This window comes from Streptomyces sp. NPDC048523 (assembly GCF_043199815.1).
GTDB lineage: Bacteria > Actinomycetota > Actinomycetes > Streptomycetales > Streptomycetaceae > Streptomyces.
In genome coordinates, this window is sequence record NZ_JBICWQ010000001.1 from 373,579 (window position 1) to 392,070 (window position 18,492).

The 18,492-nt window shown below is 70.9% G+C and carries 12 protein-coding genes and 2 pseudogenes; 8 read left to right on the forward strand and 6 right to left on the reverse strand.

The features are described from left to right. Positions 1–267: 267 nt before the first annotated feature. A pseudogene (locus ACGFWE_RS01760) lies at positions 268–1,881 on the forward strand (PucR family transcriptional regulator); the annotation flags it as partial. On the opposite strand, the gene ACGFWE_RS01765 reads toward ACGFWE_RS01760, so the two are convergent. Next, a complete protein-coding gene (locus ACGFWE_RS01765; protein WP_393597118.1) occupies positions 1,764–4,769 on the reverse strand; it encodes an FAD-binding and (Fe-S)-binding domain-containing protein in 3,006 nt (1,001 codons plus the stop codon). The pseudogene ACGFWE_RS01760 and the gene ACGFWE_RS01765 overlap by 118 nt on opposite strands. Further along, positions 4,766–6,034, reverse strand: a complete 1,269-nt coding sequence (locus ACGFWE_RS01770) for an aspartate aminotransferase family protein (RefSeq protein WP_393597120.1) — start codon at positions 6,032–6,034, stop codon at positions 4,766–4,768. The genes ACGFWE_RS01765 and ACGFWE_RS01770 overlap by 4 nt, the downstream gene beginning before the upstream one ends. Positions 6,035–6,285: 251 nt before the next feature. Between ACGFWE_RS01770 and ACGFWE_RS01775 the strand changes: the two genes are divergently transcribed. Next, complete coding sequence (locus tag ACGFWE_RS01775) at positions 6,286–7,914, forward strand: PucR family transcriptional regulator (RefSeq protein ID WP_393597122.1); 1,629 nt, start codon at positions 6,286–6,288, stop codon at positions 7,912–7,914. Positions 7,915–7,953: 39 nt separating this feature from the next. On the opposite strand, the gene ACGFWE_RS01780 is transcribed toward ACGFWE_RS01775, so the two are convergent. Next, positions 7,954–9,222: a cellulose binding domain-containing protein gene (locus ACGFWE_RS01780; protein WP_393597124.1), complete on the reverse strand. Its 1,269-nt coding sequence runs from the start codon at positions 9,220–9,222 to the stop codon at positions 7,954–7,956. 77 nt (positions 9,223–9,299) lie between these two features. Continuing rightward, entirely contained in the window at positions 9,300–10,946 is a 1,647-nt protein-coding gene (locus tag ACGFWE_RS01785) for a glycoside hydrolase family 27 protein (protein ID WP_393597126.1), read from the reverse strand. 384 nt (positions 10,947–11,330) lie between these two features. On the opposite strand from ACGFWE_RS01785, the gene ACGFWE_RS01790 reads away from it, so the two are divergent. Both ACGFWE_RS01790 and ACGFWE_RS01795 read left to right on the forward strand, forming a co-directional pair. Beyond that, a complete protein-coding gene (locus ACGFWE_RS01790; protein WP_393598892.1) occupies positions 11,331–12,974 on the forward strand; it encodes a glycoside hydrolase 43 family protein in 1,644 nt (547 codons plus the stop codon). A 55-nt stretch (positions 12,975–13,029) separates the two neighbouring features. Then, positions 13,030–15,048 (forward strand): non-reducing end alpha-L-arabinofuranosidase family hydrolase, encoded by a 2,019-nt coding sequence (locus ACGFWE_RS01795; protein WP_393597128.1) that lies wholly within the window; start codon positions 13,030–13,032, stop codon positions 15,046–15,048. Between the two features lie 52 nt (positions 15,049–15,100). Here the strand turns inward: ACGFWE_RS01795 and ACGFWE_RS01800 are convergent, their stop codons facing one another. Continuing rightward, a complete protein-coding gene (locus ACGFWE_RS01800; protein ID WP_352385177.1) occupies positions 15,101–15,958 on the reverse strand; it encodes an oxygenase MpaB family protein in 858 nt (285 codons plus the stop codon). Between the two features lie 452 nt (positions 15,959–16,410). On the opposite strand from ACGFWE_RS01800, the pseudogene ACGFWE_RS01805 reads away from it, so the two are divergent. After that, positions 16,411–16,527: pseudogene (locus tag ACGFWE_RS01805) on the forward strand (VOC family protein); the annotation flags it as partial. A gap of 106 nt (positions 16,528–16,633) precedes the next feature. Next, entirely contained in the window at positions 16,634–16,801 is a 168-nt protein-coding gene (locus tag ACGFWE_RS01810) for a VOC family protein (RefSeq protein ID WP_393597130.1), read from the forward strand. A gap of 20 nt (positions 16,802–16,821) precedes the next feature. On the opposite strand, the gene ACGFWE_RS01815 is transcribed toward ACGFWE_RS01810, so the two are convergent. Further along, positions 16,822–17,412, reverse strand: a complete 591-nt coding sequence (locus tag ACGFWE_RS01815) for a TetR/AcrR family transcriptional regulator (protein WP_352385171.1) — start codon at positions 17,410–17,412, stop codon at positions 16,822–16,824. 135 nt (positions 17,413–17,547) lie between these two features. Between ACGFWE_RS01815 and ACGFWE_RS01820 the strand changes: the two genes are divergently transcribed. Beyond that, the gene (locus ACGFWE_RS01820; protein ID WP_393597132.1) at positions 17,548–18,357 is read left to right on the forward strand and encodes an alpha/beta fold hydrolase; all 810 of its coding nucleotides are present in this window, start codon (positions 17,548–17,550) and stop codon (positions 18,355–18,357) included. Continuing rightward, positions 18,354–18,479 (forward strand): alpha/beta fold hydrolase, encoded by a 126-nt coding sequence (locus tag ACGFWE_RS01825; protein WP_393597134.1) that lies wholly within the window; start codon positions 18,354–18,356, stop codon positions 18,477–18,479. The genes ACGFWE_RS01820 and ACGFWE_RS01825 overlap by 4 nt, the downstream gene beginning before the upstream one ends. Positions 18,480–18,492: the final 13 nt, after the last annotated feature.

Sequence of the window (18,492 nt, forward strand, 5' to 3'; positions counted from 1 at the left end):
TTTCGATGGTGTGGTCTGGACGGCAGTCGGGCCCCAGCACGATGCGGACACCGTGCGGACTTTTCCGGTTCGGGTCCCACTGGGGATGGCGTTCACTTTCGGCCCCGGGGAACGTGCAGGTCAACCCACACTGTGTTCCACCGCGGTGTCTTCTCAAGACGGTTTGTCACTGCGCACGACCGGGCTCGACGAAATGCCGGACACCTCTTGTCACGGGGGGTGGCCGGTGCGAAGGTAACCCGATCGCCTCGGACGAAAGCACCCCCTATGCCGCCCAGACGTCCCGCAGCCGGGCAGTTCCCCACCATCACGGAGGTACTGCGCCTGCCCGTGCTCGCCGAAGGGATGCCGCGCGTGCTGGCCGGTGAGGCACAGCTGGACAGGCCCGTGCGCTGGGTGCATGTCACCGAGCTGCTCAACCCCGCCGATTTCCTCGAGGGCGGCGAGCTGGTGCTGACCACCGGCATGCCGTATCCCGAGGACGCCTCCGAGCTGCGCGGTTACGTCGACCAGCTCGCCGACGTCGGAGCGGCCGGTCTGGTCGTGGAGCTCGGTTACCGGTACCGGAAGGTGCCCCCCGAGCTGGTGGCGGCGTGCCGTGCCCGAGAAGTGCCGCTGGTCGAGCTGGCCCGTGGCGTCCGGTTCATCGACGTCACGCAGACGGTGCACGCGCTCATCCTCGACGCCCAGGGAGCCCTGCTGCGTCGCGGAACGGACATCCAGGCTATTTTCACCGCGCTGACGCTGCGGGGCGCGGACCCCGAGGAACTGGTGCACACCACCGCGGAGCTCACCGGAGCCCCCGTGGTGCTGGAGGATCTCACCCACCGGGTCCTGATGTGCGAGCTGCTCGGCCGGCCGTACGAGCCGGTGGTGTCGGCCTGGTCGCGGCGTTCGCGGGCCGCCCCGACGCCGGAGACGATCAGGCCGAGCGGCCCGGAGGGGTGGCTGATCGCGCCGGTGCAGGACCACCACGGGCCGTGGGGGCGGCTCGTTCTGCTGGAAGGGCGGCTGAACGCCGAGCCCGATCCGGAACACGTCCTGGTGCTGGAGCGCGCCGCGGTCGCGCTGACCATGGCACGCCTGGCCGGGCCGGCCTGGTGGGAGCGCCGGGCCCACCGCTCCGTACTGCGGGACCTGTACGAACGGCGCTTCCGCTCACCCGCGGACGCGCGCGCCCGCGCCGAGGCACTGGGGCTCCCGGCCTTCGGGCACCGGCTCTTCGCCCTGGTCATCCGCCACACGCACACCGGCACCGCGGGTGAGCACCTCGACGAGCGGATCGCGAAGGCGCTGACACAGATCGGCGTCCGCGCCCTGGTCGGCGAGACGGCCCCCGGCCGGATCGGCGTACTCCTGGCACTGGCACAGGCGAGCGCCTGGCAGCCGGTCGCCGAGCGGATCGGCCGTCTGACCCGGGAGGAGCTGGGACCGGAGGCCGTCGTCGCCGTCGGCCCCGGGGTGACCGACCTCTCCGGGATCGCCCGGTCGTGGCAGGAGGCCGAGCAGACCGCCGAGGCCATCACACCGGCCTCCGCGGAGCGGTGGTTCTACGTCACCGCCGACGTGCAGCTGCCGGAGTTGCTGGGTGTCCTGCGTCAGGACACCCGTCTGCAGCGGTACGCGGAACGGCAACTGACCCGCCTCATCGAGCACGACGACCGCAACAGCGGTGATCTGCTGGCGGCACTGCGCGCCTATCTGGCGGCGGCCGGCAACAAGTCGGTCGCGGCGAAACGCGTCGGCATGTCCCGGCAGGCGTACTACCAGCGCCTCCACACCATCGAACGGCTCCTGGGCTGCGACCTGGAATCAGGTCTGCAGCGCACGTCCCTGCACGTCGCGGTGCTGGTCCTGGACGCACGGGAAGCAGCTGTCCCCGGGGTGTGACGACCGGGGGCGGCGGGGTCGAGCAGTTCCGCCAGGTGCAGGGCGCGGATGCCCCGGTCACCGGCGAGGTGGTCGATCTGTGTGGCGCAGCTGAAGCCGTCCGCCACGACCGCTACGGGCGTGTCGTGGTCGATGCCGTCGAGGCGGGGCTTCAGCGCCAGGTCGGCGACGGCCATCGAGGTGTCGTAGTGCTGTGCCTCGAAGCCGAAGTTGCCGGCGAGTCCGCAGCAGCCCTCGGCCTCGTCGACCTTCGTCACTCCGAGGCGGCTGAGCAACCCGCGGGGGTGGTGGCCCTTGAAGGTGGCGTACTCGTGGCAGTGGGTCTGCAACACGACCTCGTCCGGCAGCTCGGGAGGCGTCCAGTCGGGTGCGGCGAGGTCGGTGAGGGCCCCGGTGAGGGTGTGGACCCGGGCCGCGACGCGCCGGGCGGCGTCGGTGTCGAGGAGTTCGGGCACGTCGCGCTTGAGGGCCGCGGCGCAGCTCGGTTCGGCCACGACGACGGGCCGGTCGTCGCCGTTGTCCAGGCGGGCGACGGTACGGGTCATGACGCGGCGCGCGACGGACAGCTGGCCGGTGCTGACCCAGGTCAGGCCGCAGCACAGGCCGTCCTCGGTCGTGCACGGGATGCCGGCGTCGGCGAGTACACGGCTCGTCGCTCCCGCGACCTCGGGGCGGAAGGCGCGGGTGAAGCTGTCGACGAAGAGCACGGTCTTCGCCGGTTCACCGCTCCTCGCCGACCGCAGGGCCCGGCGCAGCGCGCGGCGGGAGGCGAACGCCGGGATCAGGCGTTTCGTGGTGACGCCGCCGAGACGGGCGAGCAGCCTGCCGGCCGGTCCTCGCAGCAGCGCGTTCAGAGGGCGCGCCGCGTATCCGGCGAGGGCCGAGGTCAGGGGCAGCCAGCCCAGCGAGTAGTGGGAGCGCGGCCGGAGCCTGCCCTTGTAGTGGTGGTGCAGGAACTCCGCCTTGTACGTGGCCATGTCGACGCCGACCGGGCAGTCGCTGGAACAGGCCTTGCAGGACAGGCACAGGTCGAGGGCGTCGCGCACCTCGGTCGAGCGCCAGCCGTCCTCCACCAACTCGCCGCGCACCATCTCCTGCAACAGACGGGACCGGCCGCGCGTGGAGTCGTTCTCCTCGCCCGTGGCCCGGTAGCTGGGACACATCACGCCGCCCGCGTCGCTGCGGCAGCGGCCGACACCGACACAGCGGCGCACCGCGCCCGCGAAGCCTTCCGCGTCGTGCGGGAAGGAGAAGAGGGACTCGACGGGAAGCACGTCGGCGGGCGTGTGCAGCGCCAGATCGGCGTCGAGGCGGGCCGGGGCCACGATGATGCCCGGGTTGAGCAGCCCTTCGGGGTCGAAGATCTCCTTGAAGGCGGCGAAGGTACGGATCAGCCCGTGGGTGTACATGATCTCCAGCAGCTCGGAGCGGGCCCGTCCGTCGCCGTGTTCACCCGACAGGGTGCCGCCGTGGCCGGCGACCAGGGTTGCCGCCTCGCTCAGGAAGCGGCGGGCGGCACCGCGTCCGTCCGCCGTGGCGAGGTCGAAGTCGATGCGCACATGGACACAGCCCGCGCCGAAGTGCCCGTACAGCACCCCCGTCAGGTCGTGGCCGGCCAGCAGCTTGCGGAAGTCGCGCAGGTAGGCGGCCAGGTTCTCGGGCGCGACCGCCGCGTCCTCCCAGCCGGGCCACGACTCTCCGCCGTCCACCAGGCGGGCGGCGAGCCCTGCACCGTCCTCACGGACCCGCCACAGGGCGCGCCGTTCCGCCGGGCTCCGCACGACCCGCCCGGCGGTCATCCGGCCCTGGGCCTCGAGTACGTCCAGGAGCTCAGCGGCGCGGGCGTCGACCGCCTCCTGGTCGTCACCGTCGAGCTCGACGTACAGCCAGGCACGTCCCTCGGGCAGCCCGGTCACGGAGTCCGGACCGCGCCGGGCACGCATGGTGGCGACGATCGCCTCGTCCATGCCCTCCACGGCGGTGGGACTCCAGCGCAGGATCGTGGGAACGTCCTCGGCGGCGTCGACCACATCGTCGTAGCCGAGTGCCAGCAGGGTGGCGGCCTGTGCGGTCGGCACCAGGCGGACCGTCGCGGCGGTGACGACCGCACAGGAGCCCTCGGTGCCCACGAGAGCGCGGGCCATGTCGAAGCCGCGCTCGGGCAGCAGGTGGTGCAGCTGGTAGCCGGAGACCTGGCGCGGTATCCGGCCCAGCTCGGTGCGGATGGGCGCCAGGTTGGCGTCGATCAGGCGGCGTACGTCCGCTTCGAGGCGGGCGACATGGCGGACCGCGTCCGTGTCGTCCGGGTCGGCCGCGCGCAGGCCGGTGCGGTCGGCGACGGCCCGCACACCGTCGGCCATCACGAGCTCCAGCGCCTCGATGTGGCCGCCGGTGCGCCCGTGCCGCACCGATCGGTTGCCGCACGCGTCGTTGCCGATCATGCCGCCGAGGGTGCAGCGGCTGTGCGAGGAGGGGTCGGGACCGAAGGTGAGCCCGTGCAGGGCCGTTGCGCCGCACAGCGCGTCCAGGACCACTCCCGCCTCGACACGCGCGGTGCGCGCGTCCGCGTCGATGTCCAGGATCCGGTTCATGTACCGGGAGAAGTCCAGGACGACGCCCGGTCCGACGGCGTTGCCCGCCATGCTGGTGCCGCCGCCGCGCGCGGTGACCGGGATGCCCGTCTCACGGCAGGAGCGCAGCACCGCGACCACGTCGTCGGCGGTGCGGGGGAACACCACGGCCCTCGGTGGGACCCGGTAGTTGGAGGCGTCGTAGGCATAGGGACCGGTGGCACCCGAGCCGGTCTCCACCCGTAGGCCGGGAGCGGTCTCGGCGAGCCGCGCGACCAGCGGCTCCAGGGCCGTGGTGGTGTCCGTCATCGCCGTGCCGATCCCGATGTACCGGCCTCGACCGCGGCCTCCCATGCCTGGAGGCCCTCGTCCACCGCCGTCTCGTCGATGACGAGCGCCGGGATCAACCGTACGACCTGGTTCCAGGCCCCGCACAGCAGGAGGAGCAGGCCCTCGTCGACGGCGGCGCGCTGGACGCGGGCGGCGGTCTCGGGGTCGGGGCTGCCGTCCTCGGTGACGAACTCGGCGGCGAGCATGAGGCCGAGGCCGCGGACGTCGCCGATGCCCGGCGTCCGTTCGGCCACCGCCTCCAGACCCTGGCGCAGCCGCTTGCCCATCGCCTCGGCGTTCTCGACGAGCCTCTCGTCGCGTACGACGTCGAGGGTGGCGCAGGCCGCCGCGCACGCGACGGCGTTGGCGCCGTACGTGCCGCCCTGCGAGCCGGGCCACGCCTTGGTCATCAGCTCCTCGGAGGCGGCGATGCCCGACAGCGGGAAACCGCTGGCCAGGCCCTTGGCGGTGACGAGGATGTCGGGCGTGACGCCGAAGTGGTCGTGGCCCCAGAAGCGTCCGGTGCGGCCGACGCCGGTCTGTACCTCGTCCAGGATGAGCAAGAAACCGTGGCGGTCCGCACGCTCCCTGAGGCCCTCCAGGAAAGCCCGGGTGGCGGGCACGTACCCGCCCTCGCCGAGCACCGGCTCGACGATGATCGCGGCCGTGTCGGCGGGAGCGGAGATCGTCTGCAGGGTGTGGTCCAGCTCTCGGAGTGCGAAGCGGGTCGCGGTCTCCTCGTCCCAGCCGTACCGGTAGGCCGACGGGAAGGGGGTCACGACGACGCCGCTCATCAGCGGGGAGAAACCCGAGCGGAAACGGGTGCCTGAGGTGGTCATGGAGGCGGCGGCCACGGTACGGCCGTGGAAACCGCCGTGGCAGACGATGACGTTCGGTCGGCCGGTGGCCTGACGGGCCAGCCGCAGCGCGGCCTCCACCGCCTCGCTGCCGGAGTTGGTGAAGAACAGGCTGTCGAGGCCAGCCGGCAGGACCTCACCGAGCTTCTCGACGAGCCGCCGCAGCGGCTGGTGCATGACGGTCGTGTACTGACCGTGGATCAGCGTGGCCACCTGCTCCTGCGCCGCGGCCACGACCTTGGGGTGGCAGTGCCCGGTGCTGGTGACGCCGATCCCGGCGGTGAAGTCGAGGTAGCGGCGGCCGTCCTCGCCGTAGAGGTGGACGCCCTCGCCCCGGACCGCCACGACGGGTGTGGCCTGGCGAAGGTGCGGCGACAGTGCGGTCATGTTCGTCTCCCGGCCTCGGTATCGGTCTCCTGCGGTATGCCGAGCATCTCCGCGGGCCGGGGCTGCGGCACAGCGCGATCTGTCCGGCTGGGGCGCCACATCCGGACGTTGTGTCGGTCCCGCGCCGGCGCTGCCGGGCGCCGCTCGCTCACGGACCGCTCTTGCGCAGGTCAGCGGCGCTTGTCACAGTGGCCGGACCCTGCCCCCGAGCACTCGGGCTCGGTGGGGGCAGGGGACCCCGTGGAGACACCGTGAACGACAACCACCCGGCCGGCCAGGAACTCACCCGTCCGCTCACCGTGGCCGACGTCCTGGCCCTTCCCGTCCTGTCCGCCGGGCAGCCGCAGGTGGTGACCGGTGCGCCGCACCTGGACCGGCCGGTCGAATGGGTCCACGTCACCGAGCTGACCGACCCCGCGTCCTTCCTCAAGGGCGGCGAACTCGTGCTCACCACCGGAATGCCGCTGCCCGAGGACGCTGCCGGCGTGCGCCGGTACGTCGACGAACTCGCCGATGTCGGGGCCGCGGCGCTGGTCATCGAACTCGTACGCCGCTACCACCGCCCGCCGGACGCGCTCGTCGAAGCCTGTCGCCTGCGCGGTCTGCCTCTCGTCACCCTGGCCAAGGACGTCAACTTCCTCGAGGTCACCCAGGTCGTGCACGCGCTCCTGCTGGGCAACCAGACGGACGCCCTGCGCCGCGCGCAGCGTATCCACGAGGCGTTCACCGCTCTCACCCTGCGCGGAGCCGGGCCGGAGGACGTGGTGCGCGCGGCGGCGGAGATCAGCGGTCGCACGGTCGTCCTGGAGAATCTGGTTCACCAGGCGCTGATCTGCGAACCGTCCGGAAGAACGGTGGAGGAGGCGCTCACCGACTGGGAGCAGCGCTCCAGAGCCACCGGGCCGGGCGCGCACACCGCGGCCTGCGGTCCGGAGGGCTGGCTCACGACACCCGTCGAGTACCAGGGCGAACGTTGGGGCCGGGCGGTCATGCTTCCCGCGCGCGCCGACGAAGGGCCTGCCTTCGGCCCGGAGGACATCACCGTGCTGGAGAGGACCGCGATGGCCCTGACCGTCGCGCGCCTCATCCACCCCACCCGGTGGGAACGCACCGCGCACCGGAACGTCCTGCGTGAGCTGGTCGAACAGCGTCACCTCTCTCCGCAGGACGCCGGCGCCCGCTGCGCGGCACTGGGCCTGCCGACGCACCGCAGCCGCTATGTCGCGGTCCTCGTGGACCTCGGCCCGCAGGACACGGAGAGCGATCCGGAGTCCCGCATCTTCCGGGAACTCAGGACGGCAGGCGCAGTGAGCCTCGTCGGCGAACTGGCCCCCGGCCGACTGGGCATCCTGCTGGCCCTGCGTCCCGCCGAACCGTGGCGGCCCATCGTCGAACGCCTGAGCGGCATCGCGTTGGGCATGGCCCCGAAAGCCGTCGTGAGTGTCGGCTCCGAGGTCACGGACCTCCGCGACACCGCCCGCTCCTTCCGCGAGGCGGCCCGAGTCGCCGAGGCCACGCCGCCCGGCCAGCCGCTAGCTCCGGACCGCTCGTTCCACGAACTCTCCGACATCGGCCTGCGCCGCCTGCTGTACGCCCTGCGCGAGGACCCCAGGATCCAGGCGTACACCGAACGCCAACTGGGGCGGCTCGTCGAGTACGACACCCGGCACGGCACCGACCTGCTGACGACCCTTCGCCACTACCTCGACGCGGCCGGCAACAAGACCGTCGCCGCCCGCCGCGGCGGCCTCGCCCGCGAGACCCTGTACCAACGGCTGCGCACCATCGAGCGCCTCCTGGTCCGCGACCTCGAATCGGGCGACCAGCGCACCGAACTCCACGCCGCTCTCACGGCACTGGATGTGCTGCGAGCGCGCTGAGGACACGGCGGCAGGTGCGACGGTCCGCGGTCGGTTCGCTCAACTCCCCGATACGGCACAGGCGTTGCCGTTGAGGGTGTAGGAGCCCGGCGCGGCCGTGTCGCCGGTGTGGACGGCCTGGTAGCCGATGCCGACGGAGGCGCCCGGCGCGATGGTGGCGTTGTGGGAGACGTTCCTGGCCGTGACCTGGCCGGAGGCGGGTGAGTAGTCCGCGTTCCAGCCGGAGGTGATGGTCTGCCCGCCGGGCAGGGTGAAGGCCAGGGACCAGCCGTCGATCGCGGCGGTACCGGTGTTGGTGATGGTGATGTTCGAGGTCAGGCCGCTGTTCCACGCGCTGACGGTGCGGTTGACCTTGCAGGTGGCGGTACCCGGTGACGGGTCGGAGGTCTGGAACTGCGTGAAGAACTTCCACACCTCTCCCGGCACCCAGGTCCTGCCGCTGTCACCGGGCGCCCCGTCCTGCGGGGCGGCGATGTGTCCCTCGTCGAACGCGGCCCAGGCGACCGGATGCCCGGCCGAGCAGCCCGAGTAGGTGGTGACCCGGTGCGTCAGGCTGCCCTGGGCGGGCTCCGGCGGATTCTGGGGGGTGCAGCCGTTGTTCCTGACGAACCGGTCCCGCATCGCCCGTCCGCCGGAGATGCCGAGGACGTTGTCCCTGAGGCCGTGCACTCCGAGGTAGGCGATGGGCTCGGTGCCGCCGCCGCATCCGCTGAGCTGCCCGCCGCTCTGCACCGCGACCGCGCGGAAGACCGTGGCGCGCTCGCACGCGAGGGCGTACGACATGGCGGCGCCGTAGCTGAAGCCGAGCGCGAAGCGCTGGGTGGTGTCGACGCACAGGTCCGCCTCGATCCGCCGGATCATGTCGTCGACGAACGCGACGTCCTCCCCGCCGGAGTTGGCCCAGCCGTTGTTGAGGCCCTGTGGGGCGACGAAGACGGCGCTGTTGTTCGCCAGCCGCTGCAGCCCGTAGTAGGCCCAGGTGCCGGTGTCGACCGTGCGGCCGGTGGCGACATCGGTCGAGGTGCCGCCCAGCCAGTGGAATCCGAAGACCAGCCGGTAGGGGTGGTTACGGTCGTAGCCGTCCGGGATTTTCAGGATGAAGCTGCGGTTCTTGCCGCCGCTCTGGATCGTGTGGGTACCGCTGGTCAGCGTGGGGGTCTTCCCGCATCCCGCGGTCGGGGCGGCGGTGCCGGAGGCGGTGAGCGGGACGTTCTCACCTCGGCCGGCGGCCACTGCCGAGCCTCCCGTGGCCAGCACGAGCAGCACCGCGACAACGGTGTGCCATAAGCGGAATCGGGCTCTTGTCATCATGCGACTCCCCTTGTTCGGCGGGTGCTTTGTCCGGTGGATGCATTCCTGGTGGTGGGACAGGAGCGCGACGTCCCTCACGCGCGGGTCCACCTCTGGCCGGCCTGGCCGTTGCAGGTCCACAGGACCAGGGGCGTTCCGTTGGCGGTGCCGGACTGGTCGGCGTCGAGGCACAGCCCGGCGTGGAGGTTGCGGATCGTCCCGTCGGAGCCGAGGGTCCACTTCTGGTTGTCCTGGCCGTTGCAGGACCAGATGATGACCCGGGTTCCGTTGGCGGTGCCCTGGTTGTAGGCGTCGAGGCACTTGTCGCCGTAGACGCGGATCTCGCCGCCGACCCACGTGGTCCACAGCTGGTTGGCGGCCGTGTGGCAGTCCCAGATCAGTGCGGTGGCTCCGGCCGCGGTGGAGGCGTTGTCCACGTCCAGACAGCGGCCGGAGGCGTTGCCGCGCAGTCGCGAGGTGGTGGCGGCCTGCGGGCTGCCGCCGGTCACCCGGAACACGGCCACGCCGTGTGCGGGGACGCTCGCCGAGATCTGCCCGGAGGTGCTGGAGGTACCGCCGCTCCACAGGTCCGTCAGGGTGAACGACCCGCCGGACAGACCGACTTGTGCGGCGCTGGTGGTGAGGGTCGCGGTACCGCTGCCCCGGTTGAACAGCCCGACCGCGACCGAGCCGTCGGACAGGGGCTTGGCGAACACCTCGGTGCTGCCGTCGTCGCGGACCCTGCGCCCGCCGGCGCCCAGTGCGTCCTGGTTCACCGCCAGCAGACGCGGGTTGCGCAGGATCGCGCTCACGTCGGGGGACATGGTGCGGATGTCGTTGCCGGCCATCAGCGGTGCGGCCAGCAGGGCCCACAGGGCGAAGTGGGAGCGGGACTCCGTGAGCGACAGGCCGGGGCGGCCCACGACCAGCATGTCGGGGTCGTTCCAGTGCCCCGGACCCGACTGGGCCGCCAACGGCGCGGTGATGTCCAGGACGTTGCCGACGCCCATCGGATAGCTGTTGGTGTTGCCGTTCTGCCAGATGTCGAGGAGGTCCTCGGTGGTCCGCCACAGGTCGGCGACCTCGCCCCAGTTGTACGTGGCCCCGGTGATGGCGTGGAAGCTGTTGGGGTTGATGCTGTAGACGATCGGCCGTCCGGTGGCCCGCAGGGCGTCCCGCATCAGCGAGAAACGCGCGACCTGTTCGTCGCGGGTGCCGCTGGAGGAGCACCAGTCGTACTTGAGGTAGTCGACGCCCCACGAGGCGAAGGTCGAGGCGTCCTGGGTCTCGTGTCCCCTGCTTCCCGTCGACCCCGGATAGGCACCGCTGGTCTGCGCGCAGGTGCGCTCGCCCGGCACCTGGTAGATACCGAACTTCAGGCCTTTGCCGTGGATGTAGTCCCCGAGCGCCTTCATCCCGCTCGGGAACTTGGTCGGACTGGCCCGGAGGTTGCCGGCCGCGTCACGCTGCGGGTCGAACCAGCAGTCGTCGACCACCACATACCGGTACCCGGCGTCCCGCATGCCCGAGGAGACCATCGCGTCCGCGGCCTGGCGGACCTGCGCCTCGGTGACCCCGCAGCCGAAGCTGTTCCAGCTGTTCCAGCCCAGGGGCGGGGTGAGTGCGGGGCTGCCGGGGGCGGCCGAAGCGGTGGAGTGGGCGGAAGCAGTCAGGGACGCGGTGACGGTCAGCGCGGCGGCCGCGAGGACGCGGAGCAGTCGTCTGACGGAGGGTCGTGGCATCGGTGATTCCTTTCAGGGAACCTCGCGAGACACGGCAAGACAGTGGATGAAACCGTGCAGGGCAACTCCATGTCAGGCACATGACATTCAACGACGGTTCGAAATTTCGGTCGGGTTTCGGATCGTTGGCTTTACGGATGCTAGAGGTAGTCCCGTATGTGTCAACACCTGACGGGCTGTCAACTGTTCACTTCAGTACATCAGGACCCTCAAATCGCCGAAACATTTCGCTGCTCACAGCGAATCCTGCGAGAGGCATTGACGGGATGTGTCAGGCACATATCATCCTGATTGCTCGACACGTCAGTCGGCGTTCACACTCTCGAACGAGCAGGACAGCCCCGCCCCCGCAGCGCTCCCTCGCAGAGAGAACGACACATGGATATGTCATGTCCTCGCCAACCCTTCGATCGCCGAAAGGCGTTGACCGTCGGCGGCGGCCTGGTCACCGGCGCCCTCCTGTCCCTGGCGGGGCCCTCCCCCACCGCCGCTTCCGCTCCCGCCCGAGGACCGGCCCCCACGGCCGCCGCGCCGTACACGAACCCGGTGATCTGGCAGGACTTCGCGGACATCGACGTCATCCGCGTCGGCGGCACCTACTACGCCTCCGCCTCGACCATGCACTACTCACCGGGCGCCCCCGTCCTGCGTTCGTACGACCTCGTCAACTGGGAGATCGCCGGTCACTCGGTGCCCGTGCTCGACTTCGGGGCCAAGTACGACCTGAACGGTGCCCGCGGCTACGTCAGGGGGATCTGGGCGTCGTCACTGGCCTACCGTCCGGCCAACAGGACGTTCTACTGGCTCGGCCAGATCGACTTCGCCAGGACGTACGTCTACACCGCCACCGCCGTCGAGGGGCCGTGGAGCAGGCTGACGACGATCAACACCCCGTACTACGACGCGGGGTTGCTCGTCGACACCGACGACACCCTGTACGTGGCGTACGGGAACACCACCATCAGCGTGGCCCAGCTCTCGCCCGACGGCCGGAGCCAAATCCGTACCCAGCAGGTGTTCACCACACCGTCGAGCGTCGGCACCCTCGAGGGCTCCCGGTTCTACAAGATCAACGGGCAGTACTACATCTTCCTGACCCGTCCGGCGAACGGGCAGTACATCCTGAAGTCGTCGGGCGGTCCCTTCGGCCCGTACACGATGCGACAGGTCCTCCTCGACCTGCGCGGGCCGATCCCCGGCGGTGGTGTCCCGCACCAGGGCGGGCTGGTGCAGACACAGGGCGGCGCCTGGTACTACATGGCCTTCGTGGACGCCTATCCCGGCGGCCGGGTGCCGGTCCTCGCACCCGTCACCTGGACCCCGGACGGCTGGCCCGTCGTCCAACTGGTGAATGGCGCCTGGGGCACGTCGTACCCCGGCCCTGCCGTGCCCGCTCCGCCCCGCCAGGTCACCCCGATGACCGGCGTGGACACCTTCGACGGCACGGCCCTCAAGCCGAGATGGGAGTGGAACCACAACCCGGACAACACCAAGTGGTCGGCCGGCGACGGCCTGACCCTGCGGACGGCGACCGTCACCGGCGACCTGTACTGGGCCCGCAACACCCTCACGCACCGCATCCAGGGGCCCACCTCCACCGCCACGGTCGAGCTCGACCACTCCGCGATGCGGGACGGCGACCGGGCAGGACTCGCGCTGCTCCGCGACTCCTCCGCGTGGATCGGCGTCAGGCGCGACGGCGGCGCGGCACGGGTGACGATGGTCAATGGACTGACCATGGACGGCAGTTGGAACACCACCGCGACCGGTACCGAGGTCGCGAGCGTGCCCCTCGCGGGAGGCCGCGTCTGGCTGCGCGCGACCGCGGACATCCGCCCCGGCGCGGCCCGCCCCGGAACCTTCTCCTACAGCACCGACGGCACTCACTTCACCCGGCTCGGGCCCGCCTTCTCCATGGGCAACGACTGGCGCTTCTTCATGGGCTACCGATTCGCCCTCTTCAACCACGCCACCCAGGCGCTCGGCGGCGCGGTCCGCATCGCGCGGTTCGAGCTGTCGACGCCCTGATCCCATCCCGTCGATCGCACGGCGCAACCCCCCACCCGACCGTACGAGGAGAACCATGAACCCGCTGAAGCGGTTCGGCCGTCGCCGAGCCTCGGTGTTGTCCCTGCTGGCCGTGGCCGCCCTGGTCACCCCCGGCGCCGCGAGCGCCGCACCCGACGGCGTCCGGGCCTCCACGCTGGGCGCCCAGGCGGCCCAGTCCGGGCGGTACTTCGGTACCGCCGTGGCCGCCGGACGCCTCGGCGACGGCACGTACACCGGGATCCTGGACCGTGAGTTCAACTCGGTCACGCCCGAGAACGAGATGAAGTGGGACACCGTCGAGCGCTCCCGCGGCTCGTTCAACTTCGGCCCCGGCGACCAGATCGCGAACCGGGCCCAGTCACACGGGCAACGCCTGCGCGGACACACCCTCGTCTGGCACCAGCAACTGCCCGGCTGGGTCAGCTCCATCAGGGACGCCAACACCCTGCGCAGCGTGATGAACAACCACATCACCCAGGTGGCGAACCACTACCGGGGCAAGGTCTACGCCTGGGACGTGGTCAACGAGGCCTTCGCCGACGGTGGCAGCGGCCAGATGCGCAGTTCGGTCTTCCGGGACGTGCTGGGCACCGGCTTCATCGAGGAGGCCTTCCGCACCGCGCGCTCGGCCGACCCGTCGGCCAAGCTCTGCTACAACGACTACAACATCGAGAACTGGAGCGACGCCAAGACCCAGGGCGTCTACCGCATGGTGCGCGACTTCAAGGCGCGCGGCGTGCCCATCGACTGCGTCGGTCTCCAGTCCCACTTCGGGGCGGGCGGACCGCCCGGGAGCTTCCAGACGACCCTGTCGAACTTCGCCGCGCTCGGCGTGGACGTCCAGATCACCGAGCTGGACATCGCGCAGGCGCCCACGGCCGCGTACACGAACACGGTGCGGGCCTGCATGAACGTGGCGCGCTGCACCGGCATCACCGTCTGGGGCATCCGCGACAGCGACTCCTGGCGCAGCGGTGAGAACCCGTTGCTGTTCGACCGCAACGGCAACAAGAAGCCCGCCTACCAGTCGACGCTCACGGCATTGGGCGGCCGCGCCGCGGCACAGCGGACGGACGCATCCGCGGCCCGGTCCGCCGCGGCGCTCCCCTCCTCCTTCCGCTGGAGTTCCAGCGGCGCCCTGATCGGGCCGAAGTCGGACGCGACGCACAACATCGCGGGGATCAAGGACCCGTCGGTCGTCTACTACAACGGCAAGTACCACGTGTTCGCGAGCACCGCGAACGCCGCCGGGTACAACCTGGTGTACCTGAGCTTCTCCGACTGGTCCCAGGCGGGCTCGGCCACGCACCACTACCTGGACCGCACCGCCATCGGCGCCGGGTACCGGGCCGCACCGCAGGTCTTCTACAACGCCCCGCAACGCCTGTGGTACCTCGTCTACCAGACCGGCAACGCCTCGTACTCGACGAATCCGGACATCAGCAACCCCAACGGGTGGAGCGCCCCGAAGAACTTCTACTCGTCGATGCCGGACATCATCCGCCAGAACATCGGCAACGGTTACTGGGTCGACATGTGGGTGATCTGCGACAGCGCCAACTGCTACCTGTTCTCCTCGGACGACAACGGTCATCTCTACCGCTCCCGGACGTCGGTGGGCCAGTTCCCCAACGGCTTCACCGACACCGTCATCGCGGCCCAGGACTCCAAGTACGCCATGTTCGAAGCGAGCAACGTCTACAAGGTGCAGGGCAGCAATCAGTACCTGCTGCTCGTGGAGGCGATCGCCTCGGACGGCCGGCGCTACTTCCGCTCCTGGACATCGAGCAGCCTCGCCGGTTCGTGGTCGCCCCTGGCCGCGTCCGAGAGCAACCCGTTCGCCAAGTCGAACAACGTGACGTTCCCCGCCGGTACCTGGAGCCGGGACATCAGTCACGGCGAGATGATCCGCGCCGGCTACGACCAGACGCTCACGATCCCGGCCTGCAGGCTCCAGTACCTGTACCAGGGGAAGGACCCCAACGCCGGCGGTGACTACAACAGCCTGCCCTGGCGACTGGGGCTGCTGACCCAGACCAACTCGACCTGCTGACCGTGTGGGCCCCGTACGGCGTGCGGGGCCCACATCGTGCGCTCGCCGGACCTCACTCCACCGGCGAGCGCGCTCCCGGGGTCATGGCCCAGCGGATGGCGTGCGTCAGCAGCAGACCCGCGGGCTGGACGGCGAGCCCCTCCACGACCGGGACCCGGGGCAGTCGCAGGACACTGCGCGCCCACGCCGGGAGCAGGGCCACCGCGTTCGCCGCCAGGACGCCGTAGAACGGCCGCACGGCCAGCGGTACGGGTGGGTGCAGCAGCAGGAACCGGGCGGCGGCCCGGGCTTCCGGGGTGGCCCGCAGTTCCGGCTGGTAGGTGGCCAGCAGTGCGGCCAGGGCCCGGCGATCCCGGGGTGGATCGACCACGCCCAGTGCCTCGGCCACCCGCGCGGTGTCGGACACGTAGCCGTCGTACTCCGCCGGGTCGAGGAGGCGGGCCCCGTAGCGTTCGTGGGCGCGCAGGAAACTGTGGGTCTCGGCCGCGTGCACCCAGCCCAGCAGATGCGGGTCGGCGGCGTGGTAGGGCAGTCCCTCGGTGGTGGTCCCCCGCACCCGCTGGTGGATGGCGCGCACGCGTTCGACGGCTTCCTCTGCGTCGGAGGCGGTGCCGTAGGTCGTGACGGCCAGGAAAGTGCTGGTGCGCTGCAGCCGCCCCCAGGGATCTCCGCGAAACCCGGAGTGCGCGGACACGGCGGCCATGGCGAGCGGGTGCAGGGACTGCAGGAGCAGAGCGCTCAGCCCGCCGATGAACATCGACGCGTCGCCGTGGACCGTGCGGATGGGACGTTCGGGACCGAACCAGCGGGGTCCGGGCGTGTCATGGATACGGGCGCGGTTGGCGGGGCCGTCCGGCCCCGCCACTCGCCGGAACACGGCCCTGCCCAGCCGATCACGAAGGTCGGTCATCTGCGCCGCACCTCCTTCCCGCCCCGCGGCACGCCCGGTGGTCTGTCTTCCCGGGCAGCCGTGCGGGTGGATGCGGTGTGCTCGGTTTCCCACCGAGCGGCGTCACCGGCGTCCACCCGCCGTGGCGAGTGCGTTCCGGGTCAGTGGCTCCGTCCGCGGAGCTTGCCGAGCAGTTGCCGAGCCTGGGCCCGACGACGCGGATCGGCCGATGCACGGCGTACCTGCTCGGCGGCACGCCGTCCCTGCGGGCTCCTGCTGAACTGCTTGATCTTCTCCAACATGCCAGGCACGACTGTCCTCCCGTGAAGGTCGACGACAACTGCCGCACGACATGGCCTGCCGCCCGACTTGGTCTTCGTACAGACGCGGTTACCCCGGGCCGGGCGTCCCACCCCTGTGCGGCCCGCGCGGCACGTCGGTCTGACAGCAGCGGAACCGGGCAGCACTACTGCATGGAGCCCGTACCGCGTTTCACCTTGGCCGCGACCACTCTGGACGCACCGGACGCCCACGCGCTCGCGCGGTTCTACCAGGATCTGCTCGGGTGGCGGCTGCGAACGGAGGAACCCGGCTGGGTGGAGATCGCCTCGCCCGACGGCACTGCCGGGCTGTCCTTCCAGACAGAGCCGCTCTTCGAACGCCCGCAGTGGCCTTCCACGCTCCGAGCAGCAGATGATGATGCATCTGGACATCGAGGTGGACGACCTGTCCTCGGCCGTCGAGCACGCCCTCGGACTGGGAGCGACCGCAGCCGGCGTACAGCCTCAGACCGGTGTACGGGTCTTGCACGACCCGGCGGGCCACCCGTTCTGCCTCTTCGTGCGCAGCGGCCCCGGCGTCTGACGGGTCGGGGCGGGAGGCCTTCAGGCGGTTCGGGCCAGCGTGTCCGCCACCGTCGCGCACGCCAGCCGGGTCACGGCACGCAGTTCCTCGTGCGGCACACCGGCCCGGCTGAGTACACCCAGGGACTGGTTGACGGCGACGACGTACAGGGCGAGTTCGTCCAGCACCTGTGCATCCACCGCCGCGCTACCGAGTGCAGCGCGCACCCGTGCGCGCTGGGCGGCGACCAGTGCGCGGACATGGGCGCCGTTCTCCTCGTTGAACGTCGGCGCCTGGGCGCTGGACTGGGCGATGAGGCAGCCGTCCGGTACCGCGGGGTCGGCGATCCGGGCCAGGGTCGTGTCGAGGAACGCCTTCACGGCACGCACGGGATCACCGGGGTGCCCGGCGAGCGCCTTCTCCTGGCGGGCGCCGTACACCGAGACGTACCGGTCGAGGCACTGGCGGAAGAGGGCGTCCTTGTTGCCGAAGGTGCCGTACAGGGAGCCGCGTCCGAGACCGGTGGCGGATCCCAGGGCGTCGAGCGAGGCGCCCTCGTATCCCTGCTGCCAGAACACGCGCATGGCCTGGTCCAGTGCGGCGGTGACGTCGAACTGCTTTCGGCCGGACATGCCGTTCACCTTTCCCCGCGGGATCTCGCTGCGAGTCTACCGCCATCTTGTATCGACCGGTCCAACTATGTTTGACTAATCGTTCCAAGATGGTGGCTGTGCCTGCCGTCGCCGTTCCAGCGAAGGTGATCATTGATGACGCCCCCTTCCGCCGCCCTCCTCACCGCCGACGGCCCCGGCTCCGTCTCCCGCGCGCCGCAGCTCCCGGACGGCTTCGCCCGCACCTTCACCAGCCACTACGTCGACACCGGCGAGGTCCGCCTGCACGCCGTCACCGGAGGCTCGGGGCCCGCGCTGCTGCTCCTCGCCGGCTGGCCCCAGACCTGGTACGCGTGGCGTCTGCTGATGCCGGCCCTCGCCCGTGACTTCCAGGTCGTCGCGCTCGACGCCCGCGGGGTGGGCCTGTCGGACAAGCCTCTGGACGGTTACGACACCGGCAGCCTCGCGCGTGACGCGGCGGCCGCGATGACGGCGCTCGGGCACGACCGCTTCCACGTCGCCGGGCACGACGTGGGCGTGTGGGTCGGCTACGCCCTGGCCGCCGATCACCCGGACCGCGTCGACCACCTGGCCGTCGCCGAAGCCCTCATCCCGGGCCTCGCCCCCTCACCGCCCCTGCTCGGCAGCACCGAGAACAACGACCGGCTGTGGCACTTCACGTTCAACCGGCTCCCCGAACTCAACGAGCAACTGGTCCAGGGCCGCGAAGACCTCTTCTTCGGCCGGCAGTTCGCGGCCAAGGCAGCCGCACCACTGCCCGAGCACGCCGTCCGGCACTACATCGACACCCTCGCCGGGGACCCGGACGCCCTCCGTGCGAGCTTCGCCCCCTACCGCGCTCTCGACACCACCATCGCCCAGAACGAGCGGCGGCCCGTCGACTTCAACTGCCCGTCCTGGCCGTCGGAGGGGCGGCGAACCTGGCCGATCATGTCGGCGCGATGATGCGCCTGGCCGCGGACGACGTGGAGACGGTCACTGTCCCTTGCGGCCACTACCCGGCGGAAGAGGCACCCGACGAGACTCTGGCCGCGCTGACGGCATTCCTGACCCGGGGGCGCACGTGAGGCGGCAGGGAGG

Bases quoted from the DNA above. Each gene is read 5' to 3' on its own strand.
- ACGFWE_RS01825 (WP_393597134.1), top strand. From the start codon at position 18,354: ATGATGCGCCTGGCCGCGGACGACGTGGAGACGGTCACTGTCCCTTGC.
- ACGFWE_RS01800 (WP_352385177.1), bottom strand. From the start codon at position 15,958: ATGACCGACCTTCGTGATCGGCTGGGCAGGGCCGTGTTCCGGCGAGTG.
- ACGFWE_RS01815 (WP_352385171.1), bottom strand. From the start codon at position 17,412: ATGTCCGGCCGAAAGCAGTTCGACGTCACCGCCGCACTGGACCAGGCC.
- ACGFWE_RS01780 (WP_393597124.1), bottom strand. From the start codon at position 9,222: ATGACAAGAGCCCGATTCCGCTTATGGCACACCGTTGTCGCGGTGCTG.
- ACGFWE_RS01765 (WP_393597118.1), bottom strand. From the start codon at position 4,769: ATGACGGACACCACCACGGCCCTGGAGCCGCTGGTCGCGCGGCTCGCC.
- ACGFWE_RS01820 (WP_393597132.1), top strand. From the start codon at position 17,548: ATGACGCCCCCTTCCGCCGCCCTCCTCACCGCCGACGGCCCCGGCTCC.
- ACGFWE_RS01770 (WP_393597120.1), bottom strand. From the start codon at position 6,034: ATGACCGCACTGTCGCCGCACCTTCGCCAGGCCACACCCGTCGTGGCG.
- ACGFWE_RS01795 (WP_393597128.1), top strand. From the start codon at position 13,030: ATGAACCCGCTGAAGCGGTTCGGCCGTCGCCGAGCCTCGGTGTTGTCC.
- ACGFWE_RS01790 (WP_393598892.1), top strand. From the start codon at position 11,331: ATGTCATGTCCTCGCCAACCCTTCGATCGCCGAAAGGCGTTGACCGTC.
- ACGFWE_RS01785 (WP_393597126.1), bottom strand. From the start codon at position 10,946: ATGCCACGACCCTCCGTCAGACGACTGCTCCGCGTCCTCGCGGCCGCC.
- ACGFWE_RS01810 (WP_393597130.1), top strand. From the start codon at position 16,634: ATGATGCATCTGGACATCGAGGTGGACGACCTGTCCTCGGCCGTCGAG.